The organism is Pseudomonas syringae, assembly GCF_021606685.1.
GTDB classification, from domain to species: domain Bacteria; phylum Pseudomonadota; class Gammaproteobacteria; order Pseudomonadales; family Pseudomonadaceae; genus Aquipseudomonas; species Aquipseudomonas syringae_R.
On the sequence record NZ_WKCB01000019.1, the window covers coordinates 34,844 to 56,420 of the forward strand.

16 protein-coding genes and 2 pseudogenes are annotated in these 21,577 nt (G+C 59.9%); 10 read left to right on the forward strand and 8 right to left on the reverse strand.

Going from position 1 to position 21,577, the window contains the following annotated elements:
* Positions 1-20 precede the first annotated feature (20 nt).
* The 6 genes and pseudogenes from GIW02_RS10150 to tssA form a co-directional block, all read right to left on the reverse strand.
* Positions 21-137: pseudogene (locus GIW02_RS10150) on the reverse strand (helix-turn-helix domain-containing protein); the annotation flags it as partial.
* Positions 133-327, reverse strand: a pseudogene (locus GIW02_RS10155) (type VI secretion system baseplate subunit TssF); the annotation flags it as partial. The pseudogenes GIW02_RS10155 and GIW02_RS10150, both read right to left, overlap by 5 nt.
* Positions 317-718, reverse strand: a complete 402-nt coding sequence (gene tssE, locus GIW02_RS10160; protein ID WP_236417334.1) for a type VI secretion system baseplate subunit TssE — start codon at positions 716-718, stop codon at positions 317-319. The gene tssE and the pseudogene GIW02_RS10155, both read right to left, overlap by 11 nt.
* Before the next feature lie 14 nt (positions 719-732).
* A complete protein-coding gene (gene tssC, locus GIW02_RS10165; RefSeq protein ID WP_236417304.1) occupies positions 733-2,208 on the reverse strand; it encodes a type VI secretion system contractile sheath large subunit in 1,476 nt (491 codons plus the stop codon).
* 27 nt (positions 2,209-2,235) lie between these two features.
* Positions 2,236-2,733 (reverse strand): type VI secretion system contractile sheath small subunit, encoded by a 498-nt coding sequence (tssB, locus tag GIW02_RS10170; RefSeq protein WP_236417306.1) that lies wholly within the window; start codon positions 2,731-2,733, stop codon positions 2,236-2,238.
* 32 nt (positions 2,734-2,765) lie between these two features.
* Positions 2,766-4,319 (reverse strand): type VI secretion system protein TssA, encoded by a 1,554-nt coding sequence (tssA, locus tag GIW02_RS10175; protein ID WP_236417308.1) that lies wholly within the window; start codon positions 4,317-4,319, stop codon positions 2,766-2,768.
* Between the two features lie 479 nt (positions 4,320-4,798).
* Between tssA and GIW02_RS10180 the strand changes: the two genes are divergently transcribed.
* Positions 4,799-5,314 (forward strand): Hcp family type VI secretion system effector, encoded by a 516-nt coding sequence (locus tag GIW02_RS10180; RefSeq protein WP_236417310.1) that lies wholly within the window; start codon positions 4,799-4,801, stop codon positions 5,312-5,314.
* Positions 5,315-5,368: 54 nt separating this feature from the next.
* On the opposite strand, the gene GIW02_RS10185 is transcribed toward GIW02_RS10180, so the two are convergent.
* Complete coding sequence (locus GIW02_RS10185; RefSeq protein ID WP_236417312.1) at positions 5,369-6,190, reverse strand: aldo/keto reductase; 822 nt, start codon at positions 6,188-6,190, stop codon at positions 5,369-5,371.
* 106 nt (positions 6,191-6,296) lie between these two features.
* Here GIW02_RS10185 and GIW02_RS10190 point away from each other — a divergent pair, with 106 nt between their 5' ends.
* From GIW02_RS10190 to GIW02_RS10230, 9 genes are all read left to right on the forward strand, one after another.
* Positions 6,297-6,791, forward strand: a complete 495-nt coding sequence (locus tag GIW02_RS10190; protein ID WP_236417314.1) for a DUF1543 domain-containing protein — start codon at positions 6,297-6,299, stop codon at positions 6,789-6,791.
* A 106-nt stretch (positions 6,792-6,897) separates the two neighbouring features.
* Positions 6,898-7,179 (forward strand): peptidylprolyl isomerase, encoded by a 282-nt coding sequence (locus GIW02_RS10195; RefSeq protein WP_010210937.1) that lies wholly within the window; start codon positions 6,898-6,900, stop codon positions 7,177-7,179.
* A 130-nt stretch (positions 7,180-7,309) separates the two neighbouring features.
* The gene (locus GIW02_RS10200; RefSeq protein ID WP_236417316.1) at positions 7,310-9,172 is read left to right on the forward strand and encodes an extracellular solute-binding protein; all 1,863 of its coding nucleotides are present in this window, start codon (positions 7,310-7,312) and stop codon (positions 9,170-9,172) included.
* Positions 9,172-10,233: a microcin C ABC transporter permease YejB gene (locus GIW02_RS10205; RefSeq protein ID WP_236417318.1), complete on the forward strand. Its 1,062-nt coding sequence runs from the start codon at positions 9,172-9,174 to the stop codon at positions 10,231-10,233. Before GIW02_RS10200 ends, GIW02_RS10205 begins: the two co-directional genes overlap by 1 nt.
* Positions 10,233-11,255, forward strand: a complete 1,023-nt coding sequence (locus GIW02_RS10210; RefSeq protein WP_236417320.1) for an ABC transporter permease — start codon at positions 10,233-10,235, stop codon at positions 11,253-11,255. Before GIW02_RS10205 ends, GIW02_RS10210 begins: the two co-directional genes overlap by 1 nt.
* Positions 11,256-11,265: 10 nt before the next feature.
* Positions 11,266-12,837, forward strand: a complete 1,572-nt coding sequence (locus GIW02_RS10215) for an ABC transporter ATP-binding protein (RefSeq protein WP_236417330.1) — start codon at positions 11,266-11,268, stop codon at positions 12,835-12,837.
* Positions 12,838-12,984: 147 nt separating this feature from the next.
* Complete coding sequence (locus tag GIW02_RS10220; RefSeq protein ID WP_236421846.1) at positions 12,985-14,382, forward strand: sigma 54-interacting transcriptional regulator; 1,398 nt, start codon at positions 12,985-12,987, stop codon at positions 14,380-14,382.
* A 295-nt stretch (positions 14,383-14,677) separates the two neighbouring features.
* Positions 14,678-16,069, forward strand: a complete 1,392-nt coding sequence (locus GIW02_RS10225; protein WP_236419871.1) for a GntP family permease — start codon at positions 14,678-14,680, stop codon at positions 16,067-16,069.
* Between the two features lie 7 nt (positions 16,070-16,076).
* Entirely contained in the window at positions 16,077-16,850 is a 774-nt protein-coding gene (locus GIW02_RS10230) for a 3-hydroxybutyrate dehydrogenase (protein ID WP_236419873.1), read from the forward strand.
* A gap of 155 nt (positions 16,851-17,005) precedes the next feature.
* Here GIW02_RS10230 and GIW02_RS10235 read toward each other — a convergent pair whose 3' ends face one another.
* Entirely contained in the window at positions 17,006-21,517 is a 4,512-nt protein-coding gene (locus GIW02_RS10235; protein ID WP_236421847.1) for a hypothetical protein, read from the reverse strand.
* Positions 21,518-21,577: the final 60 nt, after the last annotated feature.

Here is a 21,577-nt window from a genome sequence, read left to right on the forward strand (position 1 = left end):
GGGGTCCACATGCGCAGCATTCAGCCCCCCTCGCGGACATCGCCCACGGGGATCTTCAAGTGCGAAAGACGGTAAAGCAGGGTGCGGCGAGCGACGCCCAGCTCACGCGCGGTACGGGTTCGATTGCCACGGTTCTGGCAGCTCGTCATCCAGCTTCTGGCGCAAGCGCCCGGTAAGAAAAGCAAAGCCCTCCAGCAAGCGCTCTACATCCGGGTCCTGCCCAGGCTCCGCAAGGAACGGCGCAAGTGCCGGGTTGCGCTCGGAGAACCGCCGCCCCAGCTGGCGCAACGCACCAAGCTCGCTCTGGTAATAACGGTTAAAGGACATTCGGCAAGACCTCGACCGGCCCGGCACCGCACAGTCGCGCGGTGAACACCACCGACTGCTTCACGCCCGCCACCATCATCGTCGCCTCGATGGCAAACGCCTGGACCAGTGGATCATGCTGCTGGGGTAACGCCGTTACCCGCACACCCCTCAAGCGAGGCTCATACGCGCGGATAAACCGTTCGATCAGTAGCCGCGCCTGGCTCAGTGATTCATGCAGGCTACGGTTCATATCGTTGAGGTCGGGCAAGCCATAGTCCGGCAATGTCTGAACGCTGCCCGCACGAATGCTGAGCATCTTCCCCAGGTGGGCCGCAACAGACGTTACGCCACTCACAGGGGCAGCAGCCGGGCGATCAAGGCGCTCGAACAGGCTTGGGTTGTGGGTCATGCCCTGGCCTTTGCTCATTCTTTGTCGAGCTTGCCAACGAGGGACAGCGTGAAGTCCGCACCCATGTACTTGAAGTGCGGGCGCACGCTCAAGTTGACGCGATACCAGCCAGGCTCGCCCTCGACATCACTGACCACGATGCGTGCGGCGCGCAACGGGCGCCGCCCGCGCACTTCGGCGCTAGGGTTTTCCTGGTCGGCGACATACTGGCGAATCCATTTGTTGAGTTCCAACTCCAGGTCCGTGCGCTCCTTCCATGACCCCAGTTGCTCGCGCTGCAATACCTTGAGGTAATGGGCCAGGCGGTTGACCACCATCATGTAGGGCAGCTGCGTGCCCAGGCGATAATTCAGCTCGGCTTCCTTGCCCTCGGCGCTGATACCGAACTGTTTGGGTTTCTGCACCGAACTGGCGGAAAAAAACGCGGCATTGTCACTGCCCTTGCGCATGGTCAAGGCAATGAAACCCTCTTGTGCCAGTTCATATTCACGTCGATCGGAAACCAGTACTTCAGTGGGAATCTTGGTTTCGATTTCGCCCATGCTGTGAAAGTGATGCAGTGGCAAGTCTTCTACCGCCCCGCCGCTTTGCGGGCCGATGATATTCGGGCACCAACGGAACCGCGCGAAGCTGTCGGTCAGGCGTGTGGCAAAGGCATAGGCGGTGTTGCCCCACAGGTAGTGCTCGTGGCTGTTGACCACGTTTTCCTGGTAGGCAAAGGTCTTGACCGGGCACTCAAGGGGGTCGTAGGGCGTGCGCAACAGGAATCGCGGCACGGTCAGCCCGATATAGCGTGCGTCTTCGCTCTGGCGAAAACTTTGCCATTTGGCAAACTGCGGGCCTTCGAAATGATCCTTGAGGTCCTTGAGGTCAGGCAGACCGGTGAAACTCTCCAAGCCGAAAAACCCAGGCCCGGCCGCCGCGATAAAAGGCGCGTGTGCCATACAGGCCACACTGGACGCGTATTGCATCAGCTTCACATCGGGCGCGCTTGGGGAAAGAAAGTAGTTCGCGATGATCGCGCCCACCGGCTGGCCACCAAACTGACCGTATTCAGCGCTGTAGATATGTTTGTACAGGCCGGACTGGGTCACTTCCGGGGAGTCTTCGAAGTCATCCAGCAGGTCTTGCCGGGAGACATTCAGCAGCTCGATCTTGATGTTTTCGCGGAAATTGGTGCGATCCACCAGCAACTGCAAGCCCTTCCAGGAAGCTTCCAGGGCCTGGAAGTCCGGATGGTGCAAAATCTCGTCCATTTGCCGGCTGAGCTTCGCGTCGATCTCCGCAATCATGCGATCAACCAGGCGTTTCTTGACCGGCTCGCCACTGTTGTGCGGCTTGATCAGCTCTTCGATAAACGCCGACACGCCACGCTTGGCAATGCCATAGGCTTCGTCATCCGCACTCAGTAACGTCTGGGCAATGATGTTATCCAGAATGCTGGGTTCGTCAGCCGTGCGTGCAGGCATCGGGTTCTGTTGGGTACTCATGGTGTCAGTGTCCTTCTACTGAGAATGTCAGGCGGTGTGGCTGTTAAGCCCCAGCTCGGCCAAAACCCGAGCGCGGGACTCGTCATCGGCGAGGGCCTGCTCGATGGCCTTGCGAAAGCTTGGTGTATTACCCAGCGGCCCTTTGAGTGCCATGAGCGCCTCACGCAGCGCCATCAGCTTGTGCAGCTCGGGAATCTGCTCGACCAGACTGGCGGGGTTGAAGTCCTTCATGGAGTTGATCCGAACCTGAATGGCCAGCTCTTCAACGTCGGCGTCATCCTGGAGACGGTTGGGTACGCTCAACGTCAGGCTCAGCGCCTGCTTGGCCAACACGTCATCCAGGGTGTTCTTGTCGAGCGCGATGGGCTTGCGATCCTCTAACTTGCGCATATCCTCACGCTGGGTGAAATCGCCCAGCACCAAGAGTTTCAACGGCAGCTCGACTTCTTCCTGCGCCCCACCGGTAGCGGGTTTGAAGGTGATATTGATGCGTTCTTTGGGTGCTACCGAACCGTCTTTGGCCATGGTTCTTCTCCTTTTTCAAGTGGCTCGAAAGCCTATTCAAGTACCGCTTCAAGATCGAAGAGGCACAGCCTGCGATGGGTTTCTTCCTTGCGCTCGCGCACGGCGTGGTTTTGCGGCAACAGGTCACAGCAGCGGTGCAGGAGCTGGGCCACTTGAAGGGCCAACTCCGGTTCCCAGCGCTCCAGGCCTGAACGTTGTAGCTCGTGGTCAAGGTGTTCGAGCTGGATCTTCGCCAACTCAGGCTTGCCCGCCTGCACACATAAACGCGCCTGTGCTAAACGCCAGAAAAAACGCGCACGATCACTACGGGCGGTGTGCATACCGTGCGTGAATGCAGGCATGGCCGCCTTGAGTCCGTCCTTTCGCAACCGCGGCGCGGCCTCTTGCAAGGCGATCTCCCACGGCGCCGCGTCAACATCAGCCACCATTGCCAGCGATTCCGGCCGCTGCAGGTGACGGGCCACCTGTAGCGCGATCCAGTCACGCGTGTCGGCGCTGGCAAAGGGCGTACCGTCGTGGAAACAAAAATCCGGCAGGTCAGGCAAGCGTTGCAGCAACAGCGCAAAACTCACTTCCAGTTCAGTCATGGCCAGGTCGGCCTGCAGGGCCTCAAGGCATTGCCAGACCTTGTGCAGCCCATCGAACCAGAACAGCGCCCCGGCGAGACTGGCTTCGAGCTCAACCAACAAGTCGGCGTAATGGCCTTGGGCAAAACGTTCCAGGTAACGCGTAAGCTTGTCAGGTGCCGGCCCGCGCAAGGGGGTGATGCGCTGGTTGTCGGCTTCCGGGTAACTGACCAACGTCAGCCACGCCAACGTCCGGTTCAGGCGCAATGCGCGCAGGTCGGCGGCGTTCTGGCGCAGCCACCAGGCGCACAACGGACGGGCCTGCTCCTGCAAGCTCCGTAACAGCCTGTGGGCGTCTTTTTCGTTGTCCACCACCGCCTCTGGCCTGAGCAACTGCGCGGTGACCTGCTTGACCTGAGCAATGACGCCGCTCACACCCGAAGCAGGAATATCAGCTTGACCAGCCCGTTCCAGGCGTTGAGCCAATTGCCTGCGAACCGGCAACAATAGCGGTGCATCATTTGGCAACTGCTCGCCCCACAATTCATCGAGGCGCTCCAGGTGCTCAAGCACCGATTGAAACAGCGGCTGTTGGCTATGCAACGACAGACTCTGTGTAAACAGCGGTTCCAGACGCGATACCAGCCAACTGAATGCTGCGCCACGGGTACGCGGCTTTTCAGGGTAGGCCGCGGGCCAATGCTGCTCACAGAGATAGCGCAGCAACCCGAGGCCAGCCAGCAGCCCGGGGAAGGATTCACGCTGGTGCAATGCCCAGGTCAGCCAGACGGCCACCCGCAGGTCCTTGGACTGTTGCCGCAATATGCACTCACTGACCTCCAGGACCGTATGCCAATCGGGCTGACCGGTACCATGCATTGATTGCGCCTTCCCGAGTTCGGTTTCCAGTCGCTCATAATCGGCTGAAAAGCGTATATCGCTGCCGACAAAACTGGATGCCGAACACGGTAACCGTGCAAGTTCAAGGTAGTGATCATAGAGCTTGTCTGAATAAGACATTTGACACCGCGTGCAACTATCCAAGACAAAAAGCCAACTAACGCACTGCCAAGTTACGCATCAGAATGACATATAAACTTCGCTCGACCTGCTACGAAGTTCGCAAACCTTAGCGGCCTATAAGGCATTCAGCAAGCAAGGAGCGAATACTTAGGAATTATCCTACAAGCTCCTAAAATCAAGGCCTGCGCAGTATTTTGCGCAGCCAAATACTCACGACAAACTGAATTGCCTCGCAACCCCTAGTGCCAACAGGGCGTTGGCCCCATGAGCAACTAAGTGCGCACATATGCGCAACCAGTTCCCATTTAAATTCAAACAAACCCTGATCCTGGATTGAAAACTCAACCGACAACAGCGTCAGACCATTGTTTTTATTGGCAATCACACTTTCAGGCACGCTTCTTGTTATAGGTACTTGCCCAGTCGGCACACTTACCGATTGGAACTACCTCATCATTCAGGCAAGGAAACCCGTCATGCCAACACCCGCCTATCTCTCCATTACCGGTGTCAAACAAGGTTTGATTACGGCAGGCACATTTACCCAGGACTCGGTAGGTAACATTTACCAGGAGGGGCATGAAGACCAGATTCTGGTACAGGCCTTTTCGCATCAGGTGATCATCCCGCGCGACCCGCAGTCCGGTCAGCCAACGGGTCAAAGGGTTCACAAGCCCTTGATGATCAGCAAGGTCTTCGATAAATCCTCGCCCCTGTTGTTCGCGGCACTGACCAGCGGCGAAGAGGTCAAGTGCCGCCTGGAATGGCTGCGTACTTCATCGGCCGGCACCCAGGAGCATTACTTCACGATTGAACTGGAAGGCGCGACCATCGTGGACATCCAGTCGCGCATGCCTAACTGCCAGGACCCGAGCAATGCGCACTTCACCCACCTGGAGGATGTGCATTTCACCTATCGCAAGATCGTGTGGACCCACGAAGTGTCTGGCACTTCCGGGTCGGACGACTGGCGCAGCCCGGTAGCAGGCTGAAGCAGCCCGATGCGTAAACGGCGACCAGGGAGGGTCGCCGTTCAGGCCTGTCGACTACACCATCGCCAGCGGGTGCTTGCGCTTGGGCGCACCGAACACGCGGTCGATGGCGTCCAGGTCGTGTTCATCCAGCACCAGTTTGGCGGCAGCGGCATTGAGCCGTACATGCTCGGGATTGACCGCCTTGGGAATGGCGATCACACCGTCCTGGCGCAACACCCAGGCCAGGGAAACCTGGGCCGGGGTGACTTCGTGGCGACGGGCGATCTGCTTGAGGGTGGGGCTGGAGAGCAACTCCCCGCCCTGAGCAATCGGGCAGTACGCCATCAGCGGCAAATGGTGCTGCTGCCACCAGGGCAGCAGGTCAAATTCGATACCGCGCTCTTCAATGTTGTAGAGCACTTGGTTGGTCGCACAAGCCGGGGATGCGAGTTCCTGCAGGTCGGCCACGTCAAAATTGGAAACACCCCAGCGGCCGATCTTGCCGGCCTCGCGCAGGCGCTCGAAGGCTTCCACGGTTTCCGCCAGGGGGTACTGGCCACGCCAGTGCAACAGGTACAGATCGATGTAGTCCGTGCCCAGGCGCTGCAAGCTTGCTTCACAGGCACGGGGCACGCCCTTGTGGCTGGCGTTATGCGGGTAGACCTTGCTCACCAGGAACACCTGGTCACGCCTGCCGCGAATGGCTTCGCCGACGACCGACTCGGCACCGCCCTCGCCGTACATTTCAGCGGTATCGATGAGGGTCATGCCCTCGTCGATCCCCAGTTGCAACGCCGCCACTTCAGCGCGGTGCTGGTCCGGGTTTTCGCCCATGCGCCAGGTTCCCTGGCCGATGACGGGGACGGGCACACCGGCCAGATCAATAGTTCGCATGACAACCTCCTGGTGAATTCGCCGATTAACAGTGTGGCATTGACCGGACAAAAGGGTTCAATCGAAGTATGGTTGCCCTCTGCCAAGTCGCCAGGAAGGAACTGCAATGCTGTTTGTGGTGATGCTCGGGGGCAAGCACCCCAGGGCGAAAATAGAAGTTCACGATGTGGTGTTCGCGGCGGCGGACACCCTGCAAGGCACCTATGCGCAATTGCGCGAGGGGTGGTTCGGCAGCCCCAAGGGCGTGCATATCGATGCGTGGATGGCGGTGGATGGTGTTGACGGTTGGAAAGTCGAACTCAGCCACCTGGCACCCCAGGCTGGCGAGCCGCGCTTGTACTTCATCAACCTGGGGGGTTATGAAGCCAATAGTTTTGGTGAGGCGCATCATTACCTGCTGGTCGTCGCCCGCGATAAACGTGAAGCGATGACCAAGGGCAAGCAACAGATGCTCGGGCACTGGTCCCAGGCCCACACCGACGCGGTGCTGGATATCGATGACTGCCTGCCCATCGACCTTGTGGACGGCCGCTATGTGCACCTTGTGCAGGCGCCGCACCGGGCAATCACGCAGCGAAACGACTATATCGTGTTGTCGTGAGGCGCCGACTGCCCTGAACTCAACCGATCAAATACCGGGAACTTTGCCAGGAAATAACCGCCTGAATCCGGTACGCTCACCCTTTTTACTCAAGGAGTTACTCCCCATGGCCAAAGCTACCGCCCGTCACATCCTCGTTTCCACTGAAGACAAGTGCAACGAACTCAAGGCCCAAATCGAAGGCGGCGCTGATTTCGCAGAAATCGCCAAAGCCAACTCCAGCTGCCCATCCAGCCGCGACGGCGGCAACCTGGGTTCGTTCGGCCCAGGCCAGATGGTCAAGGAATTCGACACTGTCGTGTTCAGCGCCCCGGTCAATACCGTGCAAGGCCCGGTGAAAACCCAGTTCGGTTATCACCTGCTGGAAGTGACCAGCCGCCAGGACTGATCCAGCCTGTGCTGATGCAATAAACAACGGCCCGCCTATTGGTGGGCCGTTGTGCATGTGATGACTGGCGACGCTGATGCCGTTAGCGTACAAATCCCTATTCTTCTTTACCCGGCATTCAAGGCTGATAATGCGATTGGCTTTCTCCACCACACTGTTCAGTGCTGCCCTGGCGCTGCTGTTTGCCAGCACTGCCGTGATCGCGGCGCCCCAAGCGTCCCTGACGGTATACGGCGAGCCGGCCAAGTACCCCGCCGGCTTCAGCCATTTCGACTACGCCAACCCCAACGCCCCCAAGGGCGGTAGCCTGCGGCGCTCGGCGCTGGAGATCGGGCGCTTCGACCATGTGTTGCCGTATATCGATAAAGGCATCGGCGTGTCCCAGGTCGACGGCTGGCTGTATGCGCCCCTGGCCCAGCGTTCCCTGGACGAGCCGTACACGGTCTATGGCCTGGTCGCCGAGAAGATGGAACGCGCCGACGACGGCCTGTCCCTGCGCTTCTTTCTCAACCCCAAGGCACGTTTCGCCGATGGCAAACCGATCACCGCCGAAGACGTGCGCTACAGTTTCGACCTGCTGATGACCCAGGGCAGCCTGCGTTTTCGCACCCTGTTCGCTGACGTCAAACACGTCGAAGTCGAAGGCGAGCGCCAAGTACGCTTCGATTTCTCCAGCAATGAAAACCGCACCCTGCCCCTGGATATCGCCACCCTGCCGGTGTTCCCCGAGCACTGGTGGAAAACCCGCGACTTCGCCAACGGCGGCGGTTATGAAGCGCCATTGGGCAGCGGCCCGTACAAGGTCAGCAAGATCGATTCCGGCAGCACCATCACCTTTACCCGCGACCCGAACTGGTGGGGCAAGGACCTGCCCGTCAGCCGAGGCCTGTACAACTTCGATCACCTGAGCCTAGAGTACTTCGGCGACACCGAAGTGGCCCGCCAGGTGCTGCGTGGCGGCGCCTACGACTTCAACCGTGAGTTTTCCGCCACCGGTTATTCGATCGGCTACAACGGCCCGGCCCTGGATGATGGCCGCCTGCAACGCGCGCATTTGGCCAAGGAAATGCCGCAGCCTGCCCAGGGTTATGTGTTCAACGTGCAAAAGCCGATGTTCAAGGACCGCCGCGTGCGCCAGGCCCTGGCGATGCTGTGGGATTTTGAATGGGCCAACCGGCAGATGATGCGCACTATGTACATCCGCCAGCAGAGCTTCTTCTCCAATAGCCCGCTGGCCGCCACGCAGTTACCGAGCAAGGAAGAGCTGGCCATTCTGGAGCCCTTGCGCGGCCAGGTACCCGATGAGGTGTTCACTCAGGTGTTCAAGGCGCCGGTCACCGATGGCAGCGGCATGATCCGCGACAAGCAACTGCAAGCCCTGGCCCTGCTGGAAGCAGCGGGTTGGAAGCCGGACGGTGACAAGTTGGTGAATGCCGAGGGTGAGCCGCTGGAGTTCACCTTCCTGAATGCCCAGAGCGGCCTGGAACGCCTGTTGCTGCCGTACAAGCGCAACCTGGCGCAGATCGGCATTACCCTGAATATCCGCCGCATTGACTCCTCCCAGTACGTGAACCGGCTGATGGCACGCGACTACGACATGATCGTCACCGGCTTCCCGGTCACCACGTCGCCGGGCATGGAGCTTTACAACTATTTCGGTTCGTCCGCCGCGTTCGATCCGGGGGCCAACAATTACATGGTGCTCAAGGACCCCGCCGTCGACAGCCTGATCAAAGGCCTGGTCAAGGCCGACACCCAGGCACAGATGCTCACCTACGCCCACGCCCTGGATCGCGTGCTGCAATGGAATTACCTGTGGATTCCCAATTACTACCCGCCCGGCACTTCCGCCGCGTGGTGGAACCGCTTCGGTCGCCCGGCCATCGAGGCCAAGAACGACGAAGCCCTGGAAACCTGGTGGGAAATCAGCCCCACGCCGCTGACGAATGAGCAAATGACTGCAGAACTGAAAAAACGCGCGGGGGCCCACTGATGTTTGCCTACATCGTGCGGCGCCTGCTGCTGATCATTCCGACGCTGGTGATCATCCTGTTGGTGAATTTCGTCATCGTCCAAGCCGCGCCCGGCGGGCCGGTGGAACAGGCCATTGCCCACCTGCAAGGCATCGGTGGTGGTGGCGTCGGTGGCGGCTCCGGCGAAGGGCTCAGCAGCGGCTCGCGCGCCAGCCGTGGTCTGGACCCGAAACTGATCAAGGACATCGAGAAACAATACGGCTTCGACAAGCCCGCCCCGGAGCGCCTGTGGTTGATGCTCAAGAGCTACGCCCAATTGGATTTCGGTAACAGCTTCTTTCGCGGCAAAACGGTGATCGACCTGATCCTGGAAAAGATGCCGGTGACCATCTCTCTGGGCCTATGGGCGACGCTGATCACCTACCTGGTCTCGATCCCCCTGGGAATTCGCAAGGCAGTGCGCCACGGCAGCAGCTTTGACGTATGGAGCAGCACCGCCATCGTGATCGGCTACGCCATGCCGGCGTTCCTGTTCGCGATGTTCCTGATCGTGGTCTTTGCCGGTGGCACCTCGCTGAACTGGTTCCCGGTACGCGGGCTGGTCTCGGAGAACTTTGAGGAACTGAGCACGGTGGGCAAGATTGCCGACTATTTCTGGCACCTGGTGCTGCCGGTGACCTCGCTGGTGATCGGCGGGTTCGCCACGCTGACCATCCTCACCAAGAACTCGTTCCTCAATGAAATAACGCGTCAGTACGTCGTCACCGCGCGCGCCAAGGGTTTGAGTGAACGGCGCGTGCTGTACGGCCATGTGTTCCGCAACGCCATGTTGCTGGCGATCTCGGGGATTCCCCAGGCGTTTATCAGCGTGTTCTTTGCCGGCTCGCTGCTGATCGAGGTGATCTTCTCCCTCGATGGTTTGGGCCGCATGAGCTACGAAGCCGCTGTGTCCCGTGACTATCCGGTGGTGTTCGGCTCGCTGTTTATCTTCACCTTGTTTGGCTTGCTGATAAAACTCATCGGCGACCTCTGCTACACCCTGGTGGACCCGCGTATCGACTTCGCCGCGAGGAACGCCTGATGCTGAATCTGTCTCCCGTAGCCCGTCGACGCTTCGAGCGTTTCAAGAAAAACCGTCGCGGCTGGTGGTCGCTGTGGCTGTTTATCGGCCTGTTTATCCTGACCCTTGGCGGCGAACTGATCGCCAACGACAAACCCCTGGTGCTCAGCTTCAAAAACGAGCTGTATTTCCCGGTATTCAAACGCTACACCGAGCAGCAGTTTGGCGGGCAGTTGCCGTTCCAGGCCGACTACCGCAGCGACTACGTGCAAAAGCTGATCAAGCAGGACGGCGGCTGGATGCTGTTCCCACCGATCCCGTTCAGCGATGACACGCCCAATTACGAGTTGAGCCGCCCTGCCCCCAGCCCGCCCTCGGCGGTGAACTGGCTGGGCACCGACGACCAATCGCGGGATGTGCTGGCGCGGGTGATCTTCGGCGCGCGCGTATCGATATTGTTTGCCTTGGCGCTCACGGCCATCAGCGCCGCCATCGGCATCGCCGCCGGCGCGTTGCAGGGCTACTACGGCGGCTGGGTCGACCTGATTGGCCAGCGCGTGCTGGAGGTGTGGTCGGGGCTGCCCGTGCTGTACCTGCTGATTATCCTGTCGGGTTTTGTCGAGCCGAATTTCTGGTGGCTGCTGGGGATCATGGCGCTGTTTTCCTGGCTGGCCCTGGTGGACGTGGTGCGCGCCGAGTTCCTGCGCGGGCGCAACCTCGAATACGTCAAGGCTGCGCGGGCCTTGGGTTTGGGCGACGCCAAAATCATTCGCCGGCATATCCTGCCCAATGCCATGACCGCCACGCTGAGTTACCTGCCGTTCATTCTGACCGGGGCGATTTCAACCTTGAGCGCCCTGGATTTTCTCGGCTTCGGCATGCCGGCGGGTAGTGCGTCACTGGGCGAGTTGATTGCCCAAGGCAAGCAGAACCTGCAAGCGCCGTGGCTGGGCCTGACGGCGTTTTTCACCTTGGCGCTGATCCTGTCGCTGCTGGTCTTTATCGGCGAGGCGTTGCGTGACGCCTTCGACCCACGCTCATGAGTAATTGCGTATGAACCTGATCGAGATCCGCGACCTCAGCGTCGCCTTCAGCGGCCAGACCGTGGTCAACACGCTGAGCCTGGACGTACGCCCCGGCGAGTGCCTGGCACTGGTAGGCGAATCGGGCTCGGGCAAGTCGGTGACGGCGCATTCGATTCTGCAACTGCTGCCGGAGGCCGGCACCGTCACCACCGGCTCCATCCGGTATCGCGGCCAGGAACTGATCGGCGCTTCGGCGGCCACCCTGCAGAAGCTGCGCGGCAACCGCATTGCGATGATCTTCCAGGAGCCGATGACCTCCCTCAATCCGCTGCACAGCATCGAAAAGCAGATCGGCGAAACCCTGCTGCTGCACAAGGGCCTGGGCGGCAAAGCAGCACAGGCGCGCATCCTCGAACTGCTCGACCTGGTGGGCATCCAGAAACCCCAGGAACGGCTCAAGGCTTACCCCCACCAGTTGTCCGGCGGCCAGCGCCAACGGGTGATGATCGCCATGGCCCTGGCCTGCGAGCCGGAGCTGTTGATCGCCGACGAGCCAACCACGGCGCTGGACGTGACTGTGCAGCGCAAGATCCTGTTGCTGCTCAAATCCCTGCAACAACGCCTGGGTATGTCGCTGCTGCTGATCAGCCATGACCTCAACCTGGTGCGCAGCATTGCCCAGCGCGTGTGTGTGATGCGCGCCGGGGAGATCGTCGAGCAGGCCGACTGCCAGACCCTGTTCACTGCACCGCAGCACCCGTACAGCCGCCTGTTGCTCGACGCCGAACCTTCCGGCGATGTGCTGTGCAGTGACCCGCGCGAGACGGTGTTGGACGTCGCCGACCTGCGCGTGCAGTTCCCACTCGGCGGCGGGCTGTTTCGGCGCAAGCACTACCTGCGCGCCGTCGACGGCATCAGCCTCAGCGTGCAGCGCGGCAAGACCCTGGGGATTGTCGGCGAGTCCGGCTCGGGCAAATCCACCCTGGGCCAGGCGATCCTGCGCCTGCTGGATTCCACCGGCAGCATCCGCTTCCAGGGTGAAGCCCTCGACCCGCTGAACAACCAGCAGATGCGCCCGTGGCGCAAGCAGATGCAGGTGGTGTTCCAGGACCCCTACGGCAGCCTCAGCCCGCGCATGTCGGTGCAACAGATCATCAGCGAAGGCCTGGAAGTGCATGCGCCGTGCAGCTTGGCCGAGCGTGACGCGCAAGTGATTCAGGTGCTCAGGGATGTCGGCCTCGACCCTGCCAGCCGCCACCGTTACCCCCATGAGTTTTCCGGCGGCCAGCGCCAGCGCATCGCCATCGCCCGCGCGCTGGTGCTTAAACCTGCGTTGATGCTACTCGATGAACCCACTTCCGCCCTCGACCGCACGGTGCAGAAGCAGGTAGTGGCGCTGCTGCGCGAACTGCAGGAAAAATATGGCCTGACCTACCTGTTTATCAGCCACGACCTGGCGGTGGTGCGCGCCATGGCCCATGACATGATCGTGGTCAAGGACGGCAAGGTGGTGGAGCGCGGCGCGAGCCATGATGTATTCGAATCGCCGCAGCATCCGTACACCAAAGAGCTGCTGGCGGCGGCGAACATCCCCTTGTAAAAGCAAAAGCAGCCCCCTGTGGGAGCGGGCTTGCTCGCGAAGACGGCGTGTCAGCCAGTGTATCCGGAACTCATACACCGCTTTCGCGAGCAAGCTAGCTCCCACAGGATCGCGCACCCACCCCCACTGTAGGTTGGCGACATAACGATGAAAATCACCGATAACCTCACGGATTACCAGCAGGTTCGCGGCCTGGCAATTCAGTCGTTGTTCGAGATTATCGAGCAGTCCAGCGAAGGCACGGTGATCGTCGACCGTGACGCGAACATTGTCTGGATGAACGAGCGCTACGCCAAGCGCTTCGGCCTCGGCAGCGCCGATGAAGCCATCGGCCAGCCCTGTGAGCAGGTAATCGTCAACAGCTTGTTGCGCCAGGTTGTGCGCACCGATCAGCCGATTTTGCTGGATATCCAGGACACGCCCAAAGGCCCGTTGGTGGTGATGCGCCTGCCGATCCACAACGACGCCGGCGCGGTGATCGGCGCGATTGGCTTTGCGCTGTTTGATGAGTTGCGCAACCTGTCGCCGCTGATCGAGCGTTACTTGAGCATGCAGCAGGAGTTGGCCTCCACCCGTTCGCTGCTGCGTAAACGCCAGAGCAAGTACAACTTCGCGCACTTTATCGGCACCAGCGCCGCCAGCCTCGAAGTCAAACGCCGTGCACGGCGCAGTGCGAGTGCCGAATCGCCGGTGCTGCTGCTGGGCGAAACCGGCACCGGCAAGGAGCTGCTGGCCCAGGCCATCCACGGCGCATCGGCGCGTGCGCACAAGGCCTTTGTCAGTATCAACAGCGCAGCGATCCCCCATGACTTGCTGGAAGCCGAGTTTTTCGGCACCGCGCCGGGGGCGTTTACCGGCGCCGACCGCAAGGGCCGCCCCGGCAAGTTCCAGATTGCCCAGGGCGGCACGCTGTTCCTCGATGAAATCGGCGACATGCCCCTGCCGCTGCAAAGCAAATTACTGCGGGTGTTGCAGGAAAAGGAATTCGAACCGGTAGGCTCCAACGAGATGCTGCACAGCGACGTGCGGGTGATCGCCGCCACCTCCCTGGACCTGGAAGCCGCGATCAAGCGCGGCGAGTTTCGTGCAGACTTGTATTACCGGCTGAATGTGCTGCCGATCCAGGTGCCGCCGCTGCGTGAACGGCTGGAGGACATCCCCGCGCTGAGCGAGGCGATTCTGGAAGAGCTGCACAGCCAGCACGAACTCGACCACGACGCCCTGAGCCTGTTGGCACAGCACGCGTGGCCGGGGAACATCCGCGAGCTGCGCAATGTGCTGGAGCGCGCGGCCTTGCTGAGTGATGACCTGGTGCTGAATGCCACGCAGATTCGCGCAGCTATCGGCACATTCAGCCCGGTGGCGCGGGGCCCGGCGGAGGCAGTCGAGGGTGAGACGTTTGCGGCGGCGCGGGAGCGTTTTGATCGACAGGTGATCGCGGCGGCGCTCAAGGGTTGTGAGGGGAATGTGGTGGAGGCCGCGCAGAGCTTGGGATTGGGTAGATCGACCTTGTACAAGAAAATGGTTGCCCTTGGCATTGCCTGATCTCACTTCAGAGACATGATTCTTCAAACAGAGATATTTCATGTGGGAGGGGGCTTGCTCCCGATAGCAGTAGGTCAGTCACCTTGTGTGCTGGCTGATAGACCGCTATCGGGGGCAAGCCCCCTCCCACAGTTGTTATTTGTTTGTCTCTATAACGAGACGGGATTTGATATGTGAAAATTAAAATCTATAAATAGCTTTAAATTTCAGTAATTTACAAACATGGCACGCATCTCGCTATAGCCCCCTCCTACAGCAACACCCCACAAAAATAACAATCCGATGGAGACACACCATGAGTGTGATCATTGCCCTGGCAGCCTTGGCGCTGCTGATGCTGGCTGCTTACCGTGGCTATAGCGTTATCCTGTTTGCCCCCATCGCCGCCCTAGGCGCCGTGCTGCTCACTGACCCGTCTGCCGTTGCCCCTGCCTTTACCGGGGTGTTCATGGAGAAAATGGTCGGCTTTATCAAACTGTATTTCCCGGTGTTCCTGCTCGGTGCGGTGTTCGGCAAGCTGATCGAGCTGTCGGGCTTTTCGCGCTCGATTGTCGCCGCTGCAATCCGCTTGCTCGGCACACGCCAGGCGATGCTGGTGATTGTGCTGGTCTGCGCCCTGCTCACCTACGGCGGCGTGTCGCTGTTTGTGGTGGTGTTTGCGGTGTACCCGTTCGCCGCCGAGATGTTCCGCCAGAGCAACATTCCCAAGCGCTTGATCCCGGCCACCATCGCCCTCGGCGCCTTTTCGTTCACCATGGACGCCCTGCCCGGCACGCCGCAGATCCAGAACATCATCCCCAGCACGTTTTTCAACACCACCGCCTGGGCCGCGCCATGGCTGGGGGTGATCGGCACAATCTTCGTGTTCTGCACCGGCATGCTGTACCTCGCGCGTCAACGCAACAAAGCCCAGCGCGCCGGCGAGGGCTATGGCACCGAGCTGCGCAACGAGCCGGAAACCGCTGAAAACCTGACGCTGCCCAATCCGTGGATTGCCCTCTCGCCATTGATCCTGGTGGGCGTGATGAACCTGCTGTTCACCCACTGGATCCCGCAGTGGTACGGCAAGACCCACAGCCTCAGCCTGCCGGGCATGAGTACGCCGGTGACCACCGAGATTGCCAAGCTCACGGCAATCTGGGCGGTGCAGGCCGCGTTGCTCGTAGGCATCCTCATGGTGCTGGCGTTCGGTTGGTCGGCGATCAAAAGCAAGCTGGCCGAGGGCAGTAAAAGTGCGGTCAGCGGTGCACTGTTGGCGGCGATGAACACCGCGTCGGAATACGGCTTTGGTGCGGTGATCGCCTCGCTGCCGGGCTTTCTGGTACTGGCGGACTGGCTCAAGGGCATTCCCAACCCGTTGGTCAACGAAGCGATTACCGTGACCCTGCTGGCCGGTATCACCGGTTCGGCGTCCGGCGGCATGAGCATCGCGCTGGCGGCCATGTCCGAGAGCTTTATTTCAGCGGCCCATGCGGCCAATATCCCCCTTGAGGTGCTGCACCGCGTTGCGGCCATGGCCAGCGGCGGCATGGACACCCTGCCCCACAACGGCGCGGTGATTACGCTGCTGGCGGTCACCGGGCTGACCCACCGCGAAGCCTACAAGGACATTTTTGGCATCACGATCATCAAGACCCTCGCGGTGTTCGTGGTGATCGGTACTTTCTACGCCACCGGCATTGTGTGAGGTTTTCATGACGACATTGAACGGCAAGACCGCCCTGGTCACCGGCTCCACCAGCGGTATCGGTTTAGGGATTGCGCTGAGCCTGGCCAAGGCCGGCGCCAACCTGATCCTCAATGGCTTCGGCGACGCCAGCGCAGTGATCGCCCAAGTGCAGGCGTTCGGCGGCAAGGTCGGCCACCACCCGGCGGACGTCAGCGACCCGGCGCAGATCGCCGACATGCTTGCCTACGCCGAGCGCGAATTCGGCGGCGTGGATATCCTGGTGAACAACGCCGGCATCCAGCATGTGGCGGCGGTGGAAGACTTCCCGGTGGAGCGCTGGGACTCGATCATTGCGATCAACCTGTCCTCGGTGTTCCACAGCACACGCTTGAGCCTGCCAGGGATGAAGGCCAAGGGCTGGGGGCGTATCGTCAACATCGCCTCGGTGCACGGCCAGGTCGGTTCAGTCGGCAAGGCCGCGTACGTGGCGGCCAAACACGGGGTAATCGGTTTGACCAAGGTGGTTGGCCTGGAAACCGCCACCAGCAATGTCACCTGCAACGCCATCTGCCCAGGCTGGGTGCTGACGCCGCTGGTGCAGAAGCAGATTGATGATCGCGTCGCCAACGGTGTGGAGCCAGAGCAGGCGCAACATGATTTGCTCGCGGAAAAACAACCGTCGCTGGAGTTTGTGACGCCGCCGCAGCTCGGTGAGCTGGTGTTGTTCCTGTGCAGTGAGGCGGGCAGCCAGGTTCGGGGGGCCGCCTGGAATATCGATGGGGGTTGGCTCGCGCAATAACCCCCCGCCCTCCGGTGATTGGGGGCTTATAAAGATTAATCGCCAGGCAGAGAGTGCCTGCCTCACTCTCTGCCTGGCGAATTGAGGCGACTGTCAGGAGGCGGGATTTTTCGCCTTCGGATAACCAAAGTGAGCCTTTCTATAGTTGATTATTTTCAACTCAGCATTAGGCGCCCCCCCACGCCGGAGCTGTTGACCCAAATCTTTGAGCCGTGCTTCTTCTGTACCACCGTGGCCAGTTTTGTTACGAAGTCGCGCCTCACCTGAGCATCCGCCAGTTGTTGCACACTCGCACCCGGCAGGTTCGGGTACTGTGCCGAGAGGTCCTTCGTTAATTCGAGACGGGATCGCGTGACGGCGTCCGATCCATTGCGTAAGGTTACTGTGCCTTCAAAGGCCTTCACTAGCCGCTTGATGATTTTTTGAAACCGGCTGGCAAAAGAGAACCCCCTGCCCTCTGCCAAGTGACAAACCAGCAATCGGACATTATCAAAGCTTGAGGGGTCCACACCTTTGCTTTTCAACAAAGCAACCAGTTTTTTTGCGTCGTAAGGCTTGCCATCCACCATCACCTCTGAACCCTCGAGAAGCAGCTTGTCCAGCCAATTACGGTTAGTACCGTGCGCCACGATATTGAGCCGTTTGTGCCCTTTATAGGTGTCGGTGAATGTATGGATTTCAGTGCCGATCAATTGCAGATCTTCCATTTTTCCGCCCATCTGGATGACGTTATCCTGCTCCAGCCCCTGCTCCAGAAAGCTGGGAACCGCTGGCGCCACACCGGGCGTACTGACCGGAAGGGCGGAGGCCTCGGGTGTGAAACCGCTCAAGGGCGGGCCATACGGCTTACCAGTGCGCGCATCATGGGCATACCATTTTTGCGCAGCCTCATCATATTGCGCGAGAACGGCAACCGACCCCGCTTCACCTCGCACCGATCCCACTGCCACGTCACCGCGCCGCACGAGGTCACTCAACGCAGAGGGGCTGAGGATGTGTTGCCGGTTGAGGCCATGGCCGGCTGACGACAATTCACCTGCGCCATCACCCAACTTCACCGATGACGCAACCTCCCCCTCCAGCGCATTGCCGACACGTGAACTGACAAGCGACTCGACTTCTCGACTTCCCAGTTTGCTCAAGGCACTGGCCCCCGCCTCGACCAGCTTGAGTTCGGGCGCGAGAAACCCAAACACATCAAACGCAAGGTCGACGGCCGCCGCGCCATAATGACCCGCCTTTGCATCTTCCGCAGCGGCGACAAAGGGGATCATCCTGACCAGCGTATCTTTGATGCCCGTATCAGACTGTACTTTGTCGACATGGGCAGTCGTGCCTTTGGACTTTTCCTTGAGCGCCTCAAAACCCGAGACAAAATAACCTGCTGCGGCATTTGCCAGATTTTTTGTGTTCTGGGTGAAAAAACTTCTCGGAATGCTGTCGCTATTGGAGGGTTCGTCAGCGGATATCGACCCGCTGCCCGTTACACCGGAAAAGGGGATCCTTTCGATAATCACATTTTTAGACGTCTTGCCTTCCTGGGGCTTAGCGCCCTTTTGATAGGCGGGAAAGTCCAGCGCCAGGGAACCGTGGGTGCCCACTGTCAACGGATCGGGCAAACCGCTGTGTTTACGCAGCAGCTTCTGGCTCGGGAATAATTCGTAATCTGTTGGCGGTGAGGTTCTTCGTGTGCGAATCACCAGGCCGGAGTCGCCGCCGCGCACGGCATATATTTCGGGGTTGCCGGATTGGAAGTTCTTGCGGTCCTCAAGTGGAAGGTCAGCCAACAGATTACGGATATTCAGGGCCACACTGCTTTTGAGCCTTACGCTGTAGCCATCCGCTTGCGCTTGATAAAGCCCTTTGAGGTCAGGCAGTGACTGGGCGGCTTGTAGTACACGCTGGAATGGGACATTGCTGTCCTCACACGCCCATTTGAATTTCGACTCATTCAGGAGGCCCGACATGTAGAGTTCCACGATTGAGTAACGCGGCCCCTTCGAAAAGTCAAAAGGCTTGCCCGCTTGATCTGACCTGACCGACATCTTTTCAAAGTCGATATCGTTACCCAGCACTTTTCTCAATTGCGCCAGCGCCAGCGCCTTGTGTGACGGGATAGCGGCCTGCTGTGCGTCACTGGCCGAGGCCAGTTCCGTGCGTTGCTGATTGAATCGCCTGCGCGCCAGCTCGATGCTTTCGTTGGAATAGACGCCGTCAGCGCGCTTGGCGATAAACCCGTTGATGATGCCCCAGTCCACAATCGCATCGCGCTGCGCGCCAACCTGCATGTCCTGCTCGCTGAGCGAGATCGGCTGCGTATCACCAAACGCCATCACCTCCCGGAAGGTCATGCCCTGTGACGCGCCCGGCGCCATCTTTTCGATACGCGCCACCGCCATGCTGAAGCTGCACCATGCATGAGAACCATAGACAAGGGTGCTGGGCATTTCTGCGACTAGAAACTCTGGCGCCATGCCAGCCAGCAGCAGTCGGCCAGCAGCAGGCGCCAGTGGCTCCCTGACCTTACCTTGGGTGGTCAAATGGTGGGTCAGGCCGTCGACAATCGCCTGTGGCGTCAAGCCCCAGTTACTTTCCTGGGCCAAGTCGTAGCCTGCCACGCGGTTACGCTGCGTACCGGCGGCCGGATCAAGGTTGAGCACCATGGCTGCGGCCGCCCAATCCACCGCGCTGGTTGCTGTGGATTTACCTCCCAGCTTTTTTTCCAGCACTTCGGACAGCGCCTTGGCCTGAGTGCTGGAAAGCAGCCGTTCAAGCGTTTTCGCCGCCCCCTCGCCTGCAAGTGTTCTAACCGTGCTGCCGAACAGCCGGGCTATCCCGCCGCGCCGAGGTATCCCGTGTACCCCCAGAGACTCAGCGCTCACCGCACTAACCTGCCGGCGCTGTTCGCTGCTCAGCATAGGTGGGGTCAACAGCCGCCAATAGTTGCCTTGCGCAGGCGCTTGCAGCGGCGCACTGTTCAGCACTTTACGCAGGTTCGACAACTGCTCTCGATTGTGCGGAACACTCAAGCCACTGCCTTGAATGAAGTCACTCACGCTCACGGTGTGACCTGGGTGCGCGGAGTGATGCTGCCCGTAGGGCGAATCGGGGTGCACCCGCAAGATGCTGTCCTTGAGCAACCGGCTGAAGTTATCCAATGAACCATTGGTAAACACTTTTTCGACGTCGGCAAGGCTCTGGGTCAGCGCGTGTTTGTCATGCAGCTTGCCTATTGCCAATTGCTGGGCTTGGAGCGAATCCATTGAAGAGATACCGCCCCTGTCTTGGCTGATGAACGAGGCCGGGTTGCTCTCGATCTCATCCGCCGTCTGGCCCGCGTCATGTTCATCAAAGCCAACAAGGTTATGGCCATAGAAGGCTGCCACCAGTTTCAGTGGCGCGGCGTTTTCAGGGAAGTCGACGGGCGACGGCGCTTTATTGTGGCGGCTGACGGCCACCGCGGCCGTAGCCGACTGGATCGGGGCCAGTGCTTGCGCCCACTCCTTGTTGTGATCGAAGTTTCTGGCTTGAGGCGTACCATTGAAGGTTGCGTACACATCGTTATGCAGTGGGGAGACTTGCAGCGTCGATACATCTACGCCATTGGCCTTTACCCAATTCAGGAATTGCGGCGTCTTGAACGCATCGCGATAGAGTTGCCACCATTGCCCGAAGGTGGACCCCTTGGGTATTTCGCTCATGGTCTTCTGGTAGAGCGCATCTCCGTCCCAGGGACCTTGACGCAGCTCTGCAGCAAATCGAGCCCCCAGCAGCCTGTCGGCCTTGGCCTGGGCGGATTTGTCGGGTTGCCCAACCATAACGCTATAGTCGTCGTCAATCTCGGCGAGCACTTGCTGTTGGTCCGCAAGCGCCTGTGGGCCACGCACGGTTGGCGAACGGCCTGAGTCGTGGGCTGGGATGTCCGGAAATGCTCCGAGTTTTTTGAGTTCGGCTGCCCGTTCTTGAGCACGCCACGTGGCGGGGTCGGCGTTGTTTTCAGCATAAAAATTGCCCACCACCTCCAGCGGCACACCTGCATCGGGGCTTCCAAGGGAAATGGGAGTGCCACGACGCGGCGGCGCAAGCACTCTCGCCGCGCTCAAGATAGGGTCCGCCACCTCCGTCCACCCCACATCGGCGCGCAGGAGAACTTGTTTTTTTTCACCGTTGAACTCACCCACCAAGGTCCCGGTGTCGGGATTCAGGCGCATGGTGGCAACGTTCAGACCCACCTCCTTGCTCCACTGCACAAAGTTGGGGTTGTTCAAGGCGTCGCGGTATTGCTGCCACCACACCCCTATGCTCGAGTTGCTTGGGACATCCGCGAGCATGGTCTTTTGGTAGCTGGGCCAGTCATTCCATCGGGCAGACTCCAACCCTGCGATGTACTTCGCCGCGACTACCTTGTCTGCGTCCTGCTGCGTACCCGGAACCGCGACCAAAGGGGCCGCGACGTGGCGTGAATGAGAGTGCCGTCCGTGCGTGTGGCGCACACCCCTTTGAAGAGAAACATGCGCGCCCTCATCCAGCGGGCGGTCAGGAGCAGCATGATTGTTTGGGGTGGACGTTTCTGTACTCAAACGAGGTAAAGAAGAAAATCCTACGTTAAAGGGCTGCATTTTTCTCACGCCTTGGGGTTGTTGACCTACACCTGATTGGTCGAACATCCTCAAACGGTTCATGCTAAATAGTACGAAGATATGTTACGCGTCCCACATCCTAACGGT